Origin of the sequence: Streptomyces sp. NPDC001750 (genome assembly GCF_042892615.1) — a bacterium.
Classification (GTDB): domain Bacteria; phylum Actinomycetota; class Actinomycetes; order Streptomycetales; family Streptomycetaceae; genus Streptomyces.
The window spans coordinates 371179-389540 of the sequence record NZ_JBIAUE010000005.1; the positions used below are offsets into that span (position 1 = coordinate 371179).

The 18362-nt window shown below is 71.4% G+C and carries 15 protein-coding genes and 1 pseudogene; 7 read left to right on the forward strand and 9 right to left on the reverse strand.

Annotated elements, in window-relative coordinates; translation table 11 throughout:
* The first annotated feature begins 10 nt into the window (after positions 1–10).
* The 3 genes from ACFYY6_RS11900 to ACFYY6_RS11910 all read left to right on the forward strand — a co-directional run bounded on the left by ACFYY6_RS11900 (position 11) and on the right by ACFYY6_RS11910 (position 1964).
* Positions 11–1240, forward strand: coding sequence for a phosphopentomutase (locus ACFYY6_RS11900; RefSeq protein ID WP_386609194.1), 1230 nt, complete (start codon positions 11–13; stop codon positions 1238–1240).
* A gap of 56 nt (positions 1241–1296) precedes the next feature.
* Complete coding sequence (locus ACFYY6_RS11905) at positions 1297–1617, forward strand: phosphoenolpyruvate-utilizing N-terminal domain-containing protein (protein ID WP_389192866.1); 321 nt, start codon at positions 1297–1299, stop codon at positions 1615–1617.
* Between the two features lie 68 nt (positions 1618–1685).
* Complete coding sequence (locus ACFYY6_RS11910) at positions 1686–1964, forward strand: HPr family phosphocarrier protein (RefSeq protein WP_386609192.1); 279 nt, start codon at positions 1686–1688, stop codon at positions 1962–1964.
* 152 nt (positions 1965–2116) lie between these two features.
* Here ACFYY6_RS11910 and ACFYY6_RS11915 read toward each other — a convergent pair whose 3' ends face one another.
* From ACFYY6_RS11915 to ACFYY6_RS11940, 6 genes and pseudogenes are all read right to left on the reverse strand, one after another.
* On the reverse strand, positions 2117–2527 hold the full coding sequence (locus ACFYY6_RS11915) for a lasso peptide biosynthesis B2 protein (protein ID WP_351523470.1): 411 nt from the start codon (positions 2525–2527) through the stop codon (positions 2117–2119).
* The gene (locus ACFYY6_RS11920) at positions 2524–2784 is read right to left on the reverse strand and encodes a lasso peptide biosynthesis PqqD family chaperone (protein WP_351523468.1); all 261 of its coding nucleotides are present in this window, start codon (positions 2782–2784) and stop codon (positions 2524–2526) included. Before ACFYY6_RS11920 ends, ACFYY6_RS11915 begins: the two co-directional genes overlap by 4 nt.
* On the reverse strand, positions 2765–4459 hold the full coding sequence (locus ACFYY6_RS11925; protein WP_389192870.1) for an asparagine synthase-related protein: 1695 nt from the start codon (positions 4457–4459) through the stop codon (positions 2765–2767). The genes ACFYY6_RS11920 and ACFYY6_RS11925 overlap by 20 nt, the downstream gene beginning before the upstream one ends.
* Before the next feature lie 374 nt (positions 4460–4833).
* The gene (locus tag ACFYY6_RS11930) at positions 4834–4977 is read right to left on the reverse strand and encodes a lasso RiPP family leader peptide-containing protein (protein WP_351523464.1); all 144 of its coding nucleotides are present in this window, start codon (positions 4975–4977) and stop codon (positions 4834–4836) included.
* Positions 4978–5282: 305 nt separating this feature from the next.
* Positions 5283–5516 (reverse strand): annotated as a pseudogene (locus ACFYY6_RS11935) (MFS transporter); the annotation flags it as partial.
* A gap of 735 nt (positions 5517–6251) precedes the next feature.
* Positions 6252–6671: a PCC domain-containing protein gene (locus tag ACFYY6_RS11940; protein WP_351628851.1), complete on the reverse strand. Its 420-nt coding sequence runs from the start codon at positions 6669–6671 to the stop codon at positions 6252–6254.
* Positions 6672–6850: 179 nt separating this feature from the next.
* On the opposite strand from ACFYY6_RS11940, the gene ACFYY6_RS11945 reads away from it, so the two are divergent.
* Complete coding sequence (locus ACFYY6_RS11945; protein ID WP_351523462.1) at positions 6851–8383, forward strand: FAD-dependent monooxygenase; 1533 nt, start codon at positions 6851–6853, stop codon at positions 8381–8383.
* 10 nt (positions 8384–8393) lie between these two features.
* The gene (locus ACFYY6_RS11950; RefSeq protein ID WP_351523460.1) at positions 8394–9077 is read left to right on the forward strand and encodes an FMN-binding negative transcriptional regulator; all 684 of its coding nucleotides are present in this window, start codon (positions 8394–8396) and stop codon (positions 9075–9077) included.
* Positions 9078–9177: 100 nt separating this feature from the next.
* Here the strand turns inward: ACFYY6_RS11950 and ACFYY6_RS11955 are convergent, their stop codons facing one another.
* On the reverse strand, positions 9178–9822 hold the full coding sequence (locus ACFYY6_RS11955; protein ID WP_351524600.1) for a TetR family transcriptional regulator: 645 nt from the start codon (positions 9820–9822) through the stop codon (positions 9178–9180).
* Between the two features lie 140 nt (positions 9823–9962).
* On the opposite strand from ACFYY6_RS11955, the gene ACFYY6_RS11960 reads away from it, so the two are divergent.
* Positions 9963–11453, forward strand: coding sequence for an MFS transporter (locus ACFYY6_RS11960; protein ID WP_351524599.1), 1491 nt, complete (start codon positions 9963–9965; stop codon positions 11451–11453).
* Between the two features lie 215 nt (positions 11454–11668).
* On the forward strand, positions 11669–12904 hold the full coding sequence (locus ACFYY6_RS11965) for a cytochrome P450 (RefSeq protein WP_351524598.1): 1236 nt from the start codon (positions 11669–11671) through the stop codon (positions 12902–12904).
* On the opposite strand, the gene ACFYY6_RS11970 is transcribed toward ACFYY6_RS11965, so the two are convergent.
* Positions 12858–15728, reverse strand: a complete 2871-nt coding sequence (locus ACFYY6_RS11970; protein WP_389192873.1) for an AAA family ATPase — start codon at positions 15726–15728, stop codon at positions 12858–12860. The genes ACFYY6_RS11965 and ACFYY6_RS11970 overlap by 47 nt on opposite strands.
* Positions 15729–15935: 207 nt before the next feature.
* Positions 15936–18029: a HelD family protein gene (locus ACFYY6_RS11975; protein ID WP_388652125.1), complete on the reverse strand. Its 2094-nt coding sequence runs from the start codon at positions 18027–18029 to the stop codon at positions 15936–15938.
* Between the last annotated feature and the right edge of the window lie 333 nt (positions 18030–18362).

Consider the following 18362-nt stretch of genomic DNA (forward strand, 5'->3'; position numbering starts at 1 on the left):
AACGGCACCCATGAGCAAAACCGTCATCGTAGTCCTCGACGGCTTCGGCGTCGGCGCCATGCCGGACGCCGGAGCCCTGCGGCCCGGCGACGCCGCCGCCGACACGTGCGGCCATCTCCTCGACCACTGCCGCCGCATCCGGGGCCGGGCGCTGCACCTGCCCGCGCTGTCAGCACTCGGCCTGGGCCTGGTCCACCCGCATCCGGACCTGGCCGCGCGTACCGCGCTGCCGGTGGCGGTGGGCCGGGCCGCCCTCGGATACCCGGGAGCGGACACCTACGCGGGCCACCAGACCATGATGGGAGCCGACTTCAGCACGGTGACCGTGGCCCGGCTCGCCGACCACCTCGACGCTGCGGCCGCGGCGCTGCGTGCCGCCGGGCACGAGGCGGAGCCGCTGGACGATCTGCCGGTGCTGCTCGTGGACGGCGTGGTGCTGGTGCACGACAACCTGGAAGCCGACCCGGGCATCAACTGGAACGTCTCCGGCCGGCTCGACGACCTGCCGTTCAAGCAGATCCTCTCCATCGCCGCGGCCGTCCGCTCGGTCGCACCGGTCGCCCGCGTCATCGCGGTCGGCGGCCACGCGGACGCGCCGTTGGCCGAGTTCGTCCGCCCCGGCGACGGCGGCACCGTCGGGCTCGACACACCCGCCAGCGGCTTCTACCGCAACGGCGGCCTGCAGGTACAGCACCTGGGCGCGCCGCTGGACCACACCCGGCAGCTGCCGGATCTCGCGGCCCGCGCCGGAATCCCGGTCACGCTCGTCGGCAAGGCCGCCGACATTCTCGCCTGCGATGCCGCGGTGCGCCGCCCGGCGGTGGCGACCGCGGACGTCCTCGCGCACACCCTGGACGCCGTCCGCGCCGACAGGGAGGCCCTGGTCGTCGCCAACGTCCAGGAGACCGACCTGGCCGGGCACCAGCAGGACGCCGACCGCTACGGCTCCGTGCTGGAACGCGCCGACCAGGGGCTGGGTGAACTGATCGCCCTGCTCGACACCCCCGGCGACTGCCTGATCGTCACCGGCGACCACGGCAACGACCCCACCATCGGCCACGCGTTCCACACCCGCGAGTTCGTACCGGTCCTGATGCATCGGCCGGGCGCGGTCCCGGAGCACCTGCCCGATACCGGCAGCCTGGCCGACCTGGGCGCGACCGCGGCCGCGGGCCTCGGCATCGCCCCCGACGGGCTGGCCAACGGGACCGCCCTACGCCCTCCGCGACAGGCCGGCTGACGCCGCGCCGTCGACGCACTGGACATCCCTGACCGCACACCCAGGAGATCTCTGACATGGACAAAACGCTCAAGGGGCTCGGCGTGAGCCCGGGGACGGCGATGGGGCCGGTCCGCCGGATGGGAACGGCCGTGCTGGGGCCCGGATCCGAGCAGATCCCGACCGACCGGGCGCCCCACGAGCAGGAGCGCGCCCGCGATGCGGCCCGGACGGTCGCCGCGGAGCTGACGGCGCGCGGCGCGCGGGCGCCCCACGTCCGCGCAGCTCTCGCCGCCCACAGCCTCGACCAGTGCCGCATGGCCGCCGCAGCGGCACGCGGCGAGGACACCCCCGACCAGGCCCGCGACGCGGCCGCGGCTGTCCTGCACGCCACCTGACCGCCCGTCACAACGCTCCGACCACCGGCCCCTCGCCCTCGCAGCACGGAGATCCGGAAGGACATCCCATGCCCAGCATCCAGGTCACCGTCGGCGCAGCCGACGGCCTGCACGCCCGCCCCGCCTCCCTGTTCGTGCAGGCCGCTGCTCGCCAGCCGGTCAGGGTCACCGTCGCCCGCCCGGGCGCCACGCCCGTCGACGCACGCAGCTTCCTCGCCGTCCTCACCCTGGCCGCCGGCCACGGCGAGACCCTCGAACTCACAGCGGAGGGCGACGCGGCGCCCGCCGTGCTGGACGAGCTTGCCGCCCTCCTCGCCTCCGACCCCGACACCACCCCCGTGCCGTAACGAGCAACCCCGCGCTCGCCTCAGCTCCCGCCCGACTGGACTCCTCAGCACCTGGAACGGGGGAACGCCCCCGCGATCACCCATGCCGACGAGGCCGTCCTCCGCAGGTGGTGCCCGACGGCCCGCCCGGTCGCCCCGCTCGAACGGGCACGTCAGCGCGGGGGGACGGTGAGCAGGGTGCGGTAGGCAGCCGTGTCGTCGGGTTCGCCGACGCGGCGGCCTTCGGCTTCGACCCAGGCGTGGGCGGCGAAGGGCGGAGTGCGCACTCCGGTGGACCAGGTCGGCCAGGTGCCGCCGATTCGGCACAACATCACTGTGGCAAGGGAGCGTTGGAGGCAGTAGCGCCCGGAGCACAGGACACTGACGGCCGTGACGTCCTGCCGGGCCCGCAGGGCCGTGGCGTGGTCGGCGGGCCGTGCTCCTCGGCGCGCGGCCCGCAGGAGGGTTTGCAAACGCTTGGGCGGCAGGTGGGCCAGTAGCCGTGCGGCGGCGACGGCGGTGTGGGCGGCGATGCGGCGGCCGAGCGAGGGACGGTCGTGGCCGGTGTCGAGGATCTGGCTCACGGGGCATCGACCACCAGGCCGCAGCGGGTGAGGCGGTCGAGCAGGGCGGTGACGTCGGCCGCAGCGCGCTCGCGGAGGACGGGGCGGGTGGCGGCGAGTCGGTCGGTGATCTGTTGGGGGCTGGCGCCATCGAGGAGTGCCTGGAGGACGGTTGCGCCGGTGGCGTTGAGTTGCCAGTAGCGGCCGTTGCGTTCGTCGAGCAGGACCATGCCTTCGCTGGTGGGGCAGCAGGCGATGTCAGTGCGCAGCCGTGTCAACAGGGGGCTCCTCGTGTGAGTGGTGGCGAGGGACGAGGTGGGCGGGGTCGGGGTGGGCGGCCAGGTCGCGCAGCCATGCCTCGACGCCCAGCGTGTGCTCCAGTTCCGGGGCGCTGCCGATGTTCAGGCCGGGGCTGATCAGGGCGCGGCGCAGGAGTTCCCGGTCGGCGAGGCCGGCGGCGGCGAGATGTGAGGTGTCGGCGATGTCGGACAGGTGGCCGCGGTGGGTGCGCAGGCCGAGGTACCAGTCGGGGCCGCAGTGGTCCTTGGTGGTGCGGTGCAGGATGTGTTCGGGCACCAGGCCGTGCATCGCGGCGGCCAGCAGAGGTTTGTAGGCCCAGGGGTGGCCTGCTTCGTGGGGGCGGGCGGTCAGGCAGACGGTCAGGACGGCGTCGTCGCAGAAGGGGCTGTCCGTCGGCAGTTCATGGCTGGTGGATGCCTCGTGGAGGAGGGCGGCGCCGCGTCCGGCCTCACGCATCTGGTGGAGCCAGGCGTGTCGGCCGGGGTCGGGGTCCAGCGGCTCGGTGTGTTCGGTTGCGCGGCCCAGGACCGCGGCGACCAGGTCTACGGCTCGGTCGCTGGCCCAAGGCGGCAGGGCTGGCCGGGGCCCCCACGGGGCGGGGCCCGGGCTCGTCCCGGTGCCTTCGCGCAGGTGTGAGGAGGCGCCAGTGAGCCAGGCGGGGTAGGAGCCGGTGCCCAGCAGCATCCGCCTGGTGGCCGACAAGCTCCAACGGCCTCGGGCCCTGAAACCGTTCGTGACCCGCAGCGCGGTGAGGGGCCTACGGCGCCAGAGGGTGTGCAGGTAGGCGTCGGGGGGCACGACGGCGTGGTCGCCTCCGTGCCCCGACAGGCGCAGCTCGGCCCCCCGGGCGCGCAGCGCGTCGGCTGTGTGGCAGTGCCGTGCTCGGTCGCGCAGGAGCCCCGAGGGCTCCTCCAGGGGCTCGCGTCGGTCGTCGAGACCGGCGAAGCACGCAGGCAGGTCGGTGGAGGTGAAGACCAGGGGTTCGACGCGGGGCAGGCAGTCGGCGGCAAAGCGGGCGTAGTGGTGGTCCTGGTTGCCGGGCCTGTTCCAGTGCTGTGTCGAGGTGACCAGATGAGCGCCGGCTTCGGCAGCCAGGAAGCACAGCGAAGTGGAATCCAGGCCGCCGGACAGATCCGCGGCCAGCACCCGGCCCGGACGCACGCGCAGGGCCACGGCTGCTCGCAAGGCCTCACGCAACAGGCCGGCGGCATCCGCCATGGGCAGGTGCGCCGGCGGTGGGCGCCACCAAGCGATGGTGCACGCGCGTCCGTCGGGAGCGACGCGCAGAGCGTGGCCGGGGTCGACGATTTCCACCCCGGTCCACATCGCGACATCGGCCAGCGGGTACGGCAGGCAGGGCGCGGCAAGGCGGGCGGCGACTCGGGCCGGATCAAGGTCGGCACCGGTGAGGTGGGCCAGCGTGCGAGCCCGGTCCGCGCACACCGTCACTCCGTCGACCGTCGCCCGGTACAGGCGCCGGGCCCCGAAGGCGCTCCCGCGCACGTACATGTGGCCGTCCACGGACGCGGCCACGTGGAAGCTGCCGTGCACTCCGTGCAGCGCGGATTCGACATCCGCGACCGTGCGGACCCTCTTCAATCGGGCCGTCAGGTCCACAGGTGTCGTCGACGAGGTGCCCACGACCGCCAGCATCCGCCCGCCCTCCGAAGCCAGAACCGTCCGACCCGGCGGCCAGGAACCCATCAGCCACGGCCGGCCCGACGGATGACACACCACATCGACGGCCCCCTCCCGCACCCGTGCCGCAAACCCCGGCCGCGTCTCCCGATCCGGGAACGCCACGAACCAACACGCCACCATGTCATTCACTCAGCAGCCCACCCCTCGTGCCGCGCGCCAACCCGCTGCCTGGCACTCCTGCCCTGAACTGAGGACGGGTTCCGGCCCGGCCAGCCGGACTCCGGATTCCTCCCGCCGGCGGCTGTCCTGCGAGGACCGGCAGCGGGAATGTGCGGGTGCCGGCCCCGTACCGCATGATGGCCACGCACCAGCACCCGCACAGCGGGTCACGACCAGACGTACCAGGTAGCGCCCGCCTCGGGGTACAGACCGGTATTGCCCTGGGTGAGGTCGGCGAAGTCGCCGACCTCGACCAGCAGCGGGGCCTCGTAGACGTCGGCGGTCTCGATGTTCAGTGTCTCGTTCATCATGGTGACCTCCAGATCACGCAGACGGACAGTGCACCTTCAGCAGGTATCGGTGCCCGCACCGAACACCGCTCATCCTTGCAGGCCGTCATCTTGTGTCCCATGGTGTGGGACGCGCTCCGCGGAACGCGTGTGGGTGACGGCCCTGGTTCCCGCCGGGCGTCGTCCGGAACCGGACAGCGAAAACTGACCGCACCGCGCCCGAACGGTCGAGCCGCCGTCGCGCCCGCCAGGGGCAGGCCCCAAGTACTTCAACACTCCCCGGTCGCCGCCCCATGTGTTCGGGCTGCGTCAGAGGATGTTCCATGTCCGGCTGCGACCTCCCGCACTCCGGCCCGGCGGGTGGACCGCAAGCCCAGTGGCGGCAGCGCGGGAAGCTGGAAGACGGCCCACACGGTGACGCGCAGGGCCACTGCGTCGATCAGGTACAGCTCGGGCAGGCCGATTGTCGGGATCAGTACGCCGGCCGGCAGCGGGCCCGCCACCAAGCCGGCCTGGCCGACCGTTCAGCCGAGGGTGTGGGCTGCGGGCAGTTCCTCGGCCCTGGGCCCCCCGAGGTTCCGGCAGCGCCGGTCCTGTCGTGGCGAGCGGCACAAGAGCCGTTAGGTTGGGACCGGTCATGTGGGATTTTGTGACAGATGAAGGTGTGAACCCGTGAGCGAAGCCAAGACCGAAACGCTGCCATACCGCTTTGACGGGCCAGAAGACGCACCAGTCCTGATCCTGGGACCGTCCCTCGGCACTACATGGCACAGGTTGTAGAAACCGTCTCTGGGCGCCCAAGTCAGTCCGGTGCGGGCGCCTCATAGCAGGTCAGGGCATCGCGGTCCGGGGGAGACACGTAGTTGGTGACAGACATGTGAGAGCGCCGGTGAGAGGTGCGTTCGAAGGTAAGCCCCTACAGGCGCGGCCGGCGGGGGCTTCCGGGCGGGTGTGCTGCAGCTCCGGCGTCGGCACCGTTGCCCTCGGGTTCTCCGCCCTGCGCCCTCGCATCGAGTGCTCGGCACATCGGGCCGGGGCCCTCGGCGACCAACAGTCATGGCCGTCACCCCTGCAAAGTCGAACGCTCTCCGGGAGGTGTCCGAGGCTATGCCTGCCCCCTGTCGAGGGGCGCACGGGCTCCTCGTCCGCAGGCTGTTCAGGGTCGCGGAAGCTGCGACCTGTTCCGCCTGATGGATGCTGCCGACCGACTGCGACACGTGAAGACCCCCGCCGTCTTGCTTCGGCGGGGGGCCTGCGTGGACAGGGATCGCGTCGGCACGCTGATGGCAGGTCGATCAGTGCCGGGCCCAGCTCGGGGCCGTGGACCTCGGCCAAGGCGACCGGGCTGTCCTTGATGACGACCTCCAGCTTCGGCCAGACCCGGCCCTCCAGCAGATGCCCGCCGTGGGGCGTGCCGTCCGCCAGACCCAGTACGGCATGCAGATGCGGAGTCGCCCGTCCTGGCCGACGGCGATGTCGCCCAGCAGGGACAGCACCTCGCACTGCTCGTCCACCGCGAGCCGGTAGTCCTTGGCCACCCGGTCGAACCAGCCCACGGTGGCCCGCGAGAACGCCCCCACCGCGGCCACCTGCAACGCCCCGAGCCCCTGTCGCCGGGCGAACCCGCTGGTCTCCGCGACGGCGTCGTGCCTTCGTCGAGGACCAGCACGAAGACGGCCTCCGGGCACTGCTGCACCTGCTGCCACTTCATGCACGCCGGGTACCCGGGCCGGCCGGTGTCATCCCGGGAACCCCTACGCACGGCGTAGGGCGTCGGGCGGCGGGATCACCTGGCCGTAGGGGATCGCTAGGGGTTAGCCGGAGTCTCGCCTCCTCCATAGTGTGCAGCCCTGACCTGGGCAATCGCCCGACCGACGAGGAATGACAGGGTTGTATGGACAGCGTCAGCGTGCTGATCAGTGGGGCCGGGCCGACCGGGTTGACCCTCGGGCTCGAGCTGGCCCGCCGGGGCGTACCGGTGCGGATCATCGACAAGGAGGAGGGCTTCACGACCGCCTCGCGCGGCAAGGCCGGTATCCAGCCCCGCACCCTGGAGGTGTTCTACGACCTCGGGGCCATCGACGAGGTCCTGGCGTCCGGTACGCAGCGGCTGCCGTTCCGGCGCTACCGCCGTGACCGGCCGATCAACGAGACCATCCCGTACCTCGACAACGCGCCGACCCAGGGCGAGCCATTCCGCCGACTGCACTTCATGCCGCAGTCGCGGGTCGAGGAAATCCTGCGGGAGCGGCTCGCCGAGTACGGGGTCGCGGTGGAACTGGGCACCGAGCTGGTCGAGTTCGAGCAGACGGACGCGGACCGCGTGACGGCCACAGTGGCGACCGCGCAGGGCACGGAGCAGGTATCGGCCGCGTATCTCGTCGGCTGCGACGGCGGCCGCAGCCTGGTCCGCAAGCGACTCGGCATCTCCTTCGAGGGGTTCACCGAGGAGGACAAGCAACTGATCGTTGGGGACGTGCAGGTCGACGGGCTGGCTCCCGACGCCTGGTATCAGTGGCTGGACCTCGACCTCGGTGTGGTCATGCTGTGCCCGCTCAGCGGCACGCGCTCCTGGCAGATCCAGGCCACACCTCCCTTGGACGCGGGCGGCCGGCCCATGGAGCCGTCGGTGGAGGCCCTTCAGCAGGCCGTCGACCGGGCCACCGGGATGCCGATCCGGGTCCATGACGCGACCTGGCTGTCGGCCTCGCGGATCAACGTACGGATGGCCGACCGGCTGCGGGTGGGCCGGGTGTTCCTGGCCGGAGACGCTGCGCACGTCCACCCCGTGCTCGGTGCGCTGGGCGCCAACACCGGTGTCCAGGACGCCTACAACCTCGGCTGGAAGCTCGCGCTGGTTCTCGCCGGGGCGGCGCAGGAGCTGCTGGACACCTATCAGGAGGAGCGGCTGCCCGTGGCGCGCTGGACGCTGGACACCAGCGTCGCCAGCACCAGGGCCGTGTTCGAGGAGATGACCGGCGGCATCGGCGGCGCCGAGGCCGGTCTGACCCAGGAGACCCTGCAGCTCGGTCTGGAGTACCGGGCCAGTTCGCTCAGCCGCGCGATGCTCGGAGAGACCGGTGGTGGCGTACAGGCGGGCGACCGTGCCCCGGACTCGGTGTGTCTGGACATGGCCGGTCAGCTCGTCCGGCTGTTCGACGTGTTCCGTGGCCCGCATTTCACGCTGCTCGGCTTCGGCGCCGGCTGCGGGACGGCCTTGCGCGAGGTGGCGGCCGCGGGCCCGGACGACCTCAGGACCTGCCTGCTCGGCGAACGGCCGGCGGCGTACGGACTCGGCGCCGACACGCTGGTCCTCGTCCGCCCGGACGGATACATCGGGCTCACCGCGCCGTCGGGGGACAGCGCGGCGGTGCTCGGCTACCTCGGCTCGCTGCTCGGCGGCACGGTGTCCGCCGCCACCGCCTGATCAGGCGCAGATGGTCTACCGCCCCGACTACTTCCGGCCGCCGGACCTGGAGACGCAGTGGGACCTCATCGAGGAGTACCCGCTGGGCCTGATGGCGCTGTCGGTGGAGGGCCGGCCCGCCGCCGTCCATGTCCCCTTCGTCCTCGACCGGCACGCCTGGCCGTACGGCAAGCTGCGCGGGCATCTCTCGCGGGGCAACCCGATCTGTGAGGCGCTCGCCGGAAATGTCGAGGTGGTGGTGGCGTTCCTGGGCCCCAGCGCCTATGTCTCGCCCGACCACTACGCCTCCCAGCCGCACTTCCCGACCTGGGCCTACGCCGCCGTGCATGTCATGGGCCGGCCGCGGCTGCTGGACGAGGTGCGCACCATGCGCCAGCTCGACGATCTGATCGAGGACCAGGAGAGCCGGCTCGCGCCCAAGCAGCCCTGGTCCCTGCCGCGCAGGGCGAGTGCGCTGTTTGACGAGTATCTGCGGCTCATCCAGGGCTTCGAGATCCCGATCGGGCGCATCGACGGTGTGTACAAGCTCGGCCAGAACAAGTCCCCGGCCGACATGGCCTCCCAGGCGCGGGCCTTCCGGGAGCGCGGCACGGACAGCATGGAGCGGCTCGCCGACTACATCGAGCGCCACAACGACCTGCCCGGGCAGGAGCCCGGCCACGGTTCAGATCAGCCCGCGGAGGGGGCGGACTGATCCGGCGTAGGACGGGAGCACGGCGAAGGCGCCGCCTCTTCGGAGGCGGCGCCTTCGCCGTGCTTCACTTCTCGTGCCGGTTCTTGTGCTGCTTCTCAGGTCACTTCTGCGGCGCGACGCCCGCCAGGCCGTGGCGCAGCAGGGCGTAGGCGTGGTCGGCGTCGGCGACCGCCTCGGCGTGGACCTCGTCCGCGGACCGGCCGGCGACGATGCGCTGCCAGTTCACCGACGCCAGGATGCGCTCGGTGGCGATCACCTGGCCGGCCAGCAGGGCGGCGGTGATCTCGCGGTCCGAGTCGAGCGCGCTGGCCAAGGTCTCGGCCAGCGCCTCCTCGGCCTGGGCCAGGTACTTGCTGACGCGCGCCACGAGGCTGGGCGTGGAGTACACGAGATGGTGAAAGGCCAGGACGCCCTCGTCGTCGTTGAGCCCCGTGATGGGGTCCCGGGCCGCCAGCCCGTCTAGGAAGTGTTGGTGCAGCGCGTCGATCGCGGACACTCCGGGCGGCCGCTCGGCCACGACGCTGCTGGTCACCGTCTGGTGGTCGGCGAAGCGGTGGACGACCAGGTCTTCCTTGGTCGGGAAGTACCTGAACAGCGTGGGTTTGGAGACCTCGGCGACCGCCGCGATGTCGACGACCGAGACCTGGTCGAACCCGTGCTCGAGGAAGAGCGTGATCGCCGTGTCGGAGATCGTCTCTCGCGTTCGCTGTTTCTTGCGCTCTCGCAAGCCCATCGGCGCATTCACCGGGCCATCCTAGCACATCTCTTACCGGGGCAATCAGGTGACCGAGTCTGTGAATTGACTTGGTTAAGTAATTCGCTGTAGTGTCCGCCGGCGGAAGACGGACGGGCTGCCGCCCGCGCTGACGGAAGGACGAGCAGGACATGGCACAGGCAACAGCGGCCGTGAGGTCGGTGCGCTACCGGTGGTGGGGGCTGGGGGTGATCGCCCTGACCCAGCTGATGGTCATGCTGGACATGACCATCGTGAACATCGCCCTGCCCTGGGCCCAGCAGGACACCGGGATGTCGGACGCGAGCCGGCAGTGGGTGGTGACCGCCTACACCCTCGCCTTCGGCGCGCTGCTGCTGCTTGGCGGACGCGTCGGCGATCTCGTCGGCCGCAAGCGCGCCTTCATGGCCGGGGCCATCGGCTTCGCCGCCGCGTCGGTGGCGGGCGGCGCCGCTCCGAACGCGGAGGTGCTCGTCGCCGCCCGCGCTGCACAGGGCGTGTTCGCCGCGCTGCTCGTCCCCTCGACCCTGGCCATGCTCGCCACCACCTTCACCGAACCGCGTGAACGGGCCAAGGCGTTCGGTGTCTTCAGCTCGGTCGCCAGCGCGGGCGGCGCCATCGGACTGCTCGGCGGTGGTGTGATCACCGAGTGGCTCGACTGGCGCTGGTGCTTCTACGTCAATGTCCCGATCGGCGCGGCCGTGGTGGCAGGGGCCTGGCTGCTGCTGCCGGCCATACCCGCCAACCGCCAGCGCGTCGACGTACCCGGCGCGGTGCTCTCCGCCCTCGGGATGCTCTCCCTCGTTTACGCCTTCGACCAGGCGGCCACCCACAGCTGGACCTCGGCCCGCGTCCTCGGCTGCCTCGCGGCCGCGCTCGTCCTGCTCGCGGCGTTCGGCCTGGCCCAGGCCAAGGGGTCGGCTCCGCTGCTGCCGCTGCGGCTGGTCGCCGACCGCAACCGGGCGGGAGCGAGCCTGACCATCGCCCTGGCCATGGTCAGCCTGTTCGGGCTGTTCCTGATCCTCACCTACCAGCTCCAGGTCGTCATGGACTTCTCGCCACTGCGCACGGGCCTCGCGATCCTGCCGGCGACCGTGGCGACGGTGCTCACCTCCACTCAGATCGCCGCCCGGCTGGTGCCCCGCGTACCGCTGCGCATGCTGGTGGTACCGGGCCTGCTCATCGCGATGCTGGGCCTGCTGAACCTCGGCCGGCTCACCCCCGACAGCTCCTACGCCTCGACCCTGATGCCCACCCAGATCCTGCTCGGCATCGGAGTCGGGCTGGTGATCTCGCCCTGCATCAGCGCCGCCACCTATCGGGTGCCGCCGCAGGAGGTAGGTGTGGTGTCGGCGTTCGTCAGCACCTCTCAGCAACTGGGCGGCTCCATCGGCACGGCGCTCCTCAACGCCATCGCCACCGGCGTCACCGCCGACCAGATCGCGTCCGGCGGCCGCGGCAAGCGGGCCGTCACCGAGGCGACCGTGCACGGCTACGCCGTCGCCAGCCTGTGGGCCGCAGGCATCACCGGTGTCGCCGCGCTCCTCGCGGGCCTGCTGATCACCATCGATCTGCGCAAGCCCGCACAGGCCCCCGCCGAGCAGGCCCGGGCCGCGGAAGGCGATCTGGCGCCCAGCAGCTGACCCGCCCCGAAGACCAGCAGCCGCCGGGTGACATCCCCCGGCCCGGTGGCTGCTCAGGCCGCCCGCCGAGACTGACCGTCAGACCCGGTGGGCGGCCCCTATCAGGCCCCTACACCCCCTCTTCCGACCGTGGATCACCGCCACCGGGGCGGGGCGTACGTAGGCTCAGCGCGATCCGCGAACGGTCCGTAGCCGTCATTTCCGAGGAAGTGCCCATGATTCAGGATTCAGCCCCGCTGGAACTCGACGACGCGTTCATGCAGGACCCCCACTCCGTGTACACGCGCCTGAACGCCGAAGGCTCGGCGCATCGGGTGATGATGCCTCCCGGGGTTCCCGTGTGCGGCGGCCTGCCGGTCTGGCTGATCACCGGATACGAGGAGGTGCGCTCCGCGCTCGCCGACCCCCGGTTGAGCACCGACCTGAACAGGACGGACCGGCTGTTCGCGCAGAACGAGCCCGACCGCAACAAGCGCGGCGCCTTCTCCTCCGCCCTCGCCACCCACATGCTGCACTCGGACCCGCCGGACCACACCCGGCTGCGCAAGCTCGTGAACAAGGCCTTCACCAGCCGCGCCATCGAGAAGCTCCGGCCGGCGATCGAGCAGATCACCGGCGAGCTGCTCGCCGCGCTCCCGGACGACGACACGGTCGACCTGCTGGACACGTTCGCGTTTCCGCTGCCGATCCGGGTGATCTGCCTGCTGCTGGGCGTACCGCTGGAGGAGCAGGAGAACTTCAAGTCCTGGTCCAAGGCACTCGTCTCCGGCGACTCGCCGGCCGCCACCGCCGCCGCCTCGACCGCGATGATCGAGTACCTCGGCGAGCTGATCGAGCGCAAGCGCCGCACGCCCACCGACGACGTCCTCGCCGCCCTGGTCTCGGCCCGTGACGTCGACGACCGGCTCACCGAGACAGAATTGGTCTCGATGGCCTTCCTGTTGTTCATCGGCGGCCACGAGACCACCGTCAACACCCTCGGCAACGGCACGCTGCACCTGATGCGGAACCTGGACCAGTGGGAGGCGCTGCGCCAGGACCGCTCCCTGCTGCCCGGCGCCGTGGAGGAGTTCCTGCGGCTGGAGAGCCCGCTGAAGCACGCCACCTTCCGCTGCGCCACCGAGGACATGCGCGTCGGCGACACCGAGATCCCGGCCGGCGACTTCGTGCTGCTGGCACTGGCGTCCGCCAACCGGGACCCGGAGCGCTTCGGCGATCCGCACACACTGGACGTCCGCAGGCCCACCGGCGGCCATGTCGCCTTCGGGCACGGCATCCACTACTGTCTCGGCGCGCCGCTGGCGAGGATGGAGGCGCAGGTGGCGTTCGGCGCCCTGCTCGACACATACCCCGCCATGCGTCTCGCGATCGACCTCGACGATGTGCGCTGGCGCACCAGCACGCTTATCCGCGGGCTCCACTCACTGCCGGTGCGGCTGAACCGCCCATAGTGTCCAGTCCCTGCGGCAGTTCGTCACGGCGGGACAGGTTGAGCTTGCGCAGGACACGCGTCATGTGCTGCTCGACCGTGCTGACCGTGATGAACAGCCGGCGCGCGATCTCCCGGTTGGTGTGCCCCCTCGCAGCGAGCGCGGCGACCCGCAACTCGGCCTCGGACAGCACGTCGTGCGCCTGCTCGGACGCCTCGTGCCCGGCCGCGCTGGCCCGGCCGTCGGCCGCCCGCTCCGCGTCGGGCAGCAGGTTCTTCGCGAGCGGCTCGGCATGGCATTTCTTCGCCATCCGGTAGGCGCGCCGTACGATCACCCGGGCCCGGTCGGACTGCCCGAGCAGATGGTAGACGCGGCCCAGATCACCGAGGGCGTGCGCCAGCAGCAAGTCGCTGCCCGAGTCCTGGAGTTCGTCCACGGCCTCTCGCAGCGCCCGCAGCCGCTGCCGGGGCTCCATCGTCGACGCCAGCAGCCGCAGGGCGTTGCCGTGCACCCGCGGGCAGCCCTTGTGCCGGGCCAGTTCCTCCCGCAGATGGCTGACGGCCTGGTCCGGCTCGCCCAGCCGCAGCCGGGCCTCAGCCACCCCGGTGCGCCACGGGATGAGCGTGGCGTCGCCCACCCCCCAGCTCTCCAGCGCCTTGCCGCAGGCCAGGAAGTCACCGAGAGCCGCCTGAAGACGCCCCGTGGCCAGATGGAAGCGGCCCCGGGCGTACAGATAATGCTGGCCGAACAGGGTCTGGAACACAGCCTCGGGCACCGGTCGGCTCAGTCGGGCCCGCGCCTCGTCGTAGCGGCCCATCGCGGTCAACGCGAACACCGAACTCGCCAGCGGCATAACGATGCTGAGTCCCCAGCCCCGCGACGACATCCGGGACAGCGCCAGATCGCTGTGCTTCTCGGCCTCCAGCAGTCGGCCCCGCCTGATCAGGTTCGCCGCACGCAGCGAGGACAGCAGCGCCTCCCACGTCGGGATGTTCCGCTCCCGGGCCGCCTCCAGCAGCGTGGTGCACCAGGCGTCGACCTGCTCCGTGCGGTCGGCGTAGTACAGCGTCATCAGCGCCAGCGGGATGGTCTCCAGCGTTGGCGTCAGACTGGACATCTCCAGCATATGTGTGGCCCCGACCACCGCGGGCTCCGCGTCACCGCCCCGCAGGACGAGGGACAGGGCAGTGGCCGAGTGCAGAAGCGGCTGCGCGGCGATCGCCGCGGGCGCGATCTCGTCGGCGACGTCCAAGGACACATTGCCGAACATGCGCCGGTGGAACGGCGGGCACAGTACCGAAAGCCACCGTTGCAGCGCCCTGACCTCCTCCGCGCCTTGCTCGCCCGGATCGTCGGCCAGTTGCCGGTCGACCAGGCGCAGCACGTCCGCGGCCTCGTCCACATAGCCGTGCCACACCAGGTTCTTGATCAGGGACATCGCCCCCGAGGTAGCCGTCAGATGCCCGGCCTCCAGAGCCTCCTTGAGTTCCGGAAGCCGGCGCATGGCCTTGGCCGGGGCGACCTGCCAGGCGGACAGCGTCCGCTGGAATAGGATCGACGCCCGCAGCGGCCCGTCCGGGCATATGGTGTGGGCCAGGTCGAACAGCTGCATCGCCTTCGGGAACTCGTCGTGGGCGAGTGCTTCGGCCGCTGCCTCCCGGAGCAGTGGGGGCACCCAGGATTCCGCGATACCTCCCGCCGCCACAATGTGCTCGGCCACCGTGGCCGGATGCGCACCGTTGTCGTGCAGCAGCACCGCCACACGCCTGTGCAGCCGGGCCCGTTCCTCGGCGGAGACCTCGCCGCCCAGCACCGTGCGCATCCTCGGATGGCGCAGCTCCGGACCCGCCAGCAGGCCCGCCTGGGCCAGCTCCTGGAAGAGCCGGGTGGGCGGATTGGTGCTGTTCCGGTCGAGCAGCACCGTCAGGGCGTCCGGCCCCAGCACCGCCAGATGCCGGGCGAGATCGGCCGCAGGGGCGCTGACCCGGTGCACACAGTCGGCGACCGCCGAATCGAACATCTCGCCGGCGACAGGCCGTAAAGCGGCTGCCTCCGCGCCCTGCAAGGCGTTGCGGGTGTCCTCGATCAGCGCCTGCGCCAGCAGCGGGCTGCCGCCGCTCGCCGCACGGAATTCCTCGGCGCCGGCCTCGTCCACCGGCACGCCCAGCCGGTCGGTGAGCAGCAACCGGAGGTCGTCCGTGGTCAGCGGAGACACCCGCAGCTGATGGAAGCCGGGCTGCCGGGCGAACTCGGCGCGCACAGCGGAGTACGGAGGCAGGGCCCCCGGCCGGTCGGAGAACACCGCCAGGACACGCGAGGTGACCATGCGGCGGGCCAGATGCCCGAGGCAGCCCAGCGACTCGGGGTCCGCCTCGTGGATGTCGTCCACGGCGAGGACGAGGGGCTGCTCGTCGGCCAATTCCATGACGACCGCGCAGAATTCGTCCATGGACTTGTCGGGTTCGCCCTCCGGGGACCGGGATACCGCCGCGAGGCTGCGGCCGACGGCCGCGAGAGTGTCACTCGTATGCTGTGAGGCTCCTTTGAATCGCCCTGTGTGCCACAGGAGTTGCTGGACCACGCCCCATGCGTTGGAGCGTTCCCTCGGTGAGCAGACCGCCCTCAGGACGAGCGATCCGGATTTCTCCGCTTGCTGGGTGAATTCATGCAGGAGGGCCGTCTTGCCGACCCCCGCAGGGCCACTGACCAGGGCGATTGGACCCGCTCCGCAGTCGCGTGCGGTCAGCAGGTCATGCAATTGAGTGAGTTGTACGGTCCGTCCGGAGATGGACATCCGCAAGATTCCCCCCCTGTGGTGCCGAAGCTTCGGTATGGCTTCAGCCATCCTGCAACTCCAGGGAGTCCACAGTGCGATCAGTGACTATCGCCACAGCGATTTGGCGCAAGTGCGACCGTCGTGGGCGGAAATCCGGCCAACTTCCAAACAACGGCGACCAAGGGCCCTTATCCGCCGTGGAGTTCGTCAGGCGGCCCTGAAGAAAACGCGGCCCAGGGGAGTCCCGGGCCGCACATCTCGGCCACATCAGCGCCGTCAGGCGGCGAGCGGTTCCGGCAGGGGCCTGGCGTGCAGGACCTCCAGCCGGGACACCGCACGCGTCACCACCACGTACAGCCGGTGCAGTCCGCGCGGCTCGGACTCGACGATCGCCGCCGGCTCCACCACCACGACGTGGTCGTACTCCAGGCCCTTAACGACCGTCGCGGGCAGCACCGTCACCCGGGCGGCCGTGCCGACCTCCTCGGCGGTCGCCGTCTCGATGCCCGCCTTGCGCAGGGCCGCCGAGGCCGCGGCCACCGCGTCGTCGGCGGCGATCACGGCGACCGACCCCTCACGGTCGAGCGCCGCACGGACCGCGGACACCGTGGCGGCCGCCACGTCGTCGACCTCACTGACCGTCAACTTGCCGTCGTGGCGCAGCGAACGGGCCGGCGGCACGTCCACACCGAGGGCCCCCACCAGCCGGTTGGCCAGCTCCATCACCGCGGCCGGGACACGGAAGCCGGTGGTCAGCGGGACGACCGTGGCCTGCGCCTTGCCCAGATACGTCAGCTGCTCCCGCCAGGACCGCGCCGACCAGGGCGCCGTCGCCTGCGCCAGATCACCCAGCACCGTGATGGAACCGAACACGCTGCGCCGGGCGATCGCCCGGCACTGCATCGGCGACAGGTCCTGTGCCTCGTCCACGACCACATGGCCGAAGCCCTCGGGGCGCTCGATGAGCCCCGCTACCTCGTCGAGCAGCAGCATGTCCTCGACCGACCAGGAAGCGCTCTTCTCCGACCTCGGCGGCTTGGCCCACAACAGCGCCCGCTGCTCGGCCGCGTCGAACACGCCGTCCGCCGCCTCCTCCATCACCGCCGGGTCGCTCAGCAGCGCGGCCACGACCTCCTCCGGCCGCGCCACCGGCCACGCGACCTCCAGCAGCGCGGCCACCGGCTTCGAACGGCCGATCTTCCGCGCCCAGGTAACACTCTTCGGTCCGGCCCGCCGCTCGGCCTGCTGCTGGATCAGCGTCACCACCCGCGACCGCACATGCTCACGCCCGACCCCGTACGGCACTCCCATGCCCCGCACCTCGTCGATGACCCGGGCCAGGTCGTAGGAGTCGACCCGCCAGCGGTACGAGCCGTCGGTGACCGCGATGGACTCCTCAGGGTGCCTCACCCTGGCGTACAGGGCCCGCTCCAGGACGGCCGCCATTCGGTCGCTGTGCTTCAGGACGCTGACACCCTCCCCGTCCACCCGCTTGACAGGGTGCCGGGCCACCACGTCCTCCACCGTGAGCTGCGCGATGTCGATCTCGCCGAGCGATGGCAGCACCTCGGAGATATAGCGCAGGAAGGTCCGGTTCGGGCCGATGATCAGCAGACCGCTGCGCTGCAGCCGCTCCGGGAACGTATAGAGGAGATAGGCCGCGCGGTGCAGGCCCACGGCGGTCTTGCCGCTGCCTGGCGCGCCCTGCACACACACCGACTCGTTCAGCTCGCTGCGGACCAGGTTGTCCTGTTCCGGCTGGATGGTGGCGACGATGTCACGCATCGGGCCGAGCCGGGGCCGCTCGATCTCCGCCGCGACGATCGCGCTCGCCGCGTCGCCGTCGCCCTCGGCCCGCGCGTGGTCGAGATGCTCGTCCTCCAGGCCGGTGAGGTCCTCCGGAGCGCCGTGGCTCCAGGGAGCCCAGCCGAAGCGCCGTCGCACCGCGACGCCGCGCGGTTCCAGGGCGCTCGCCTGGTAGTAGGTGCGGGAGACCGGCGCACGCCAGTCGATCACCAGGGGCGGTGCGGCCGGGTGTTCCGAGACCCGCCTGCGCCCGATGTAGTACCGCTGCCGCCGGTGGTCCCCCGCGTCTTCGGTGTCCTCGAAGTCGAGTCGGCCGAAGAACAGCGGGCTGTCGGGCTCCTCCGCCATCTGCCGTGCGCGGGTCCGCAGATAGCGGCCGAGCGCCTCGGCGCTCGCGCCGTCGCCCGACACGTCCTCGCCCGCGACGACCTGGTACTGGGCATCGTCCACCTGGCGGGTCATCGCCTCGCGGCACATCGCAACGTAGGCACGCTCCAGGGCCAGCTCGTCGTCGAGTCCGACGGCCTCCTGGGTGCCGTACGTGTCCTGGACGTGTGACGTCATCGATCGACCTTTCCGAAGTGACGGCCTTGCGCTCCGCCCGGCGGGACCGGACGGCGAATTCCCGGCCACAGCATAACTGAACCGGGTTAATAGACTGGCTTGGTTGTGTTATTGGCGGGCAGGGGGAGGGCTGGGTGGCGATGGGGTCTCCCGCGCACGCCGACCTGGGTCAGCGTCAGGCCGCGGCCTGCGTCTGCGCTGGGCGGCGGCCCGGGGCGCTGAGGGGCCGCGACCTGAGTAACGACCTCGTCCACGATTGGCAGTGGAGGAAGGAGCGGCGTCTGGGGCCTTCGAATCCAAGGCGGAGGAGGGAGTCGGATGGGGTCTCCCCTG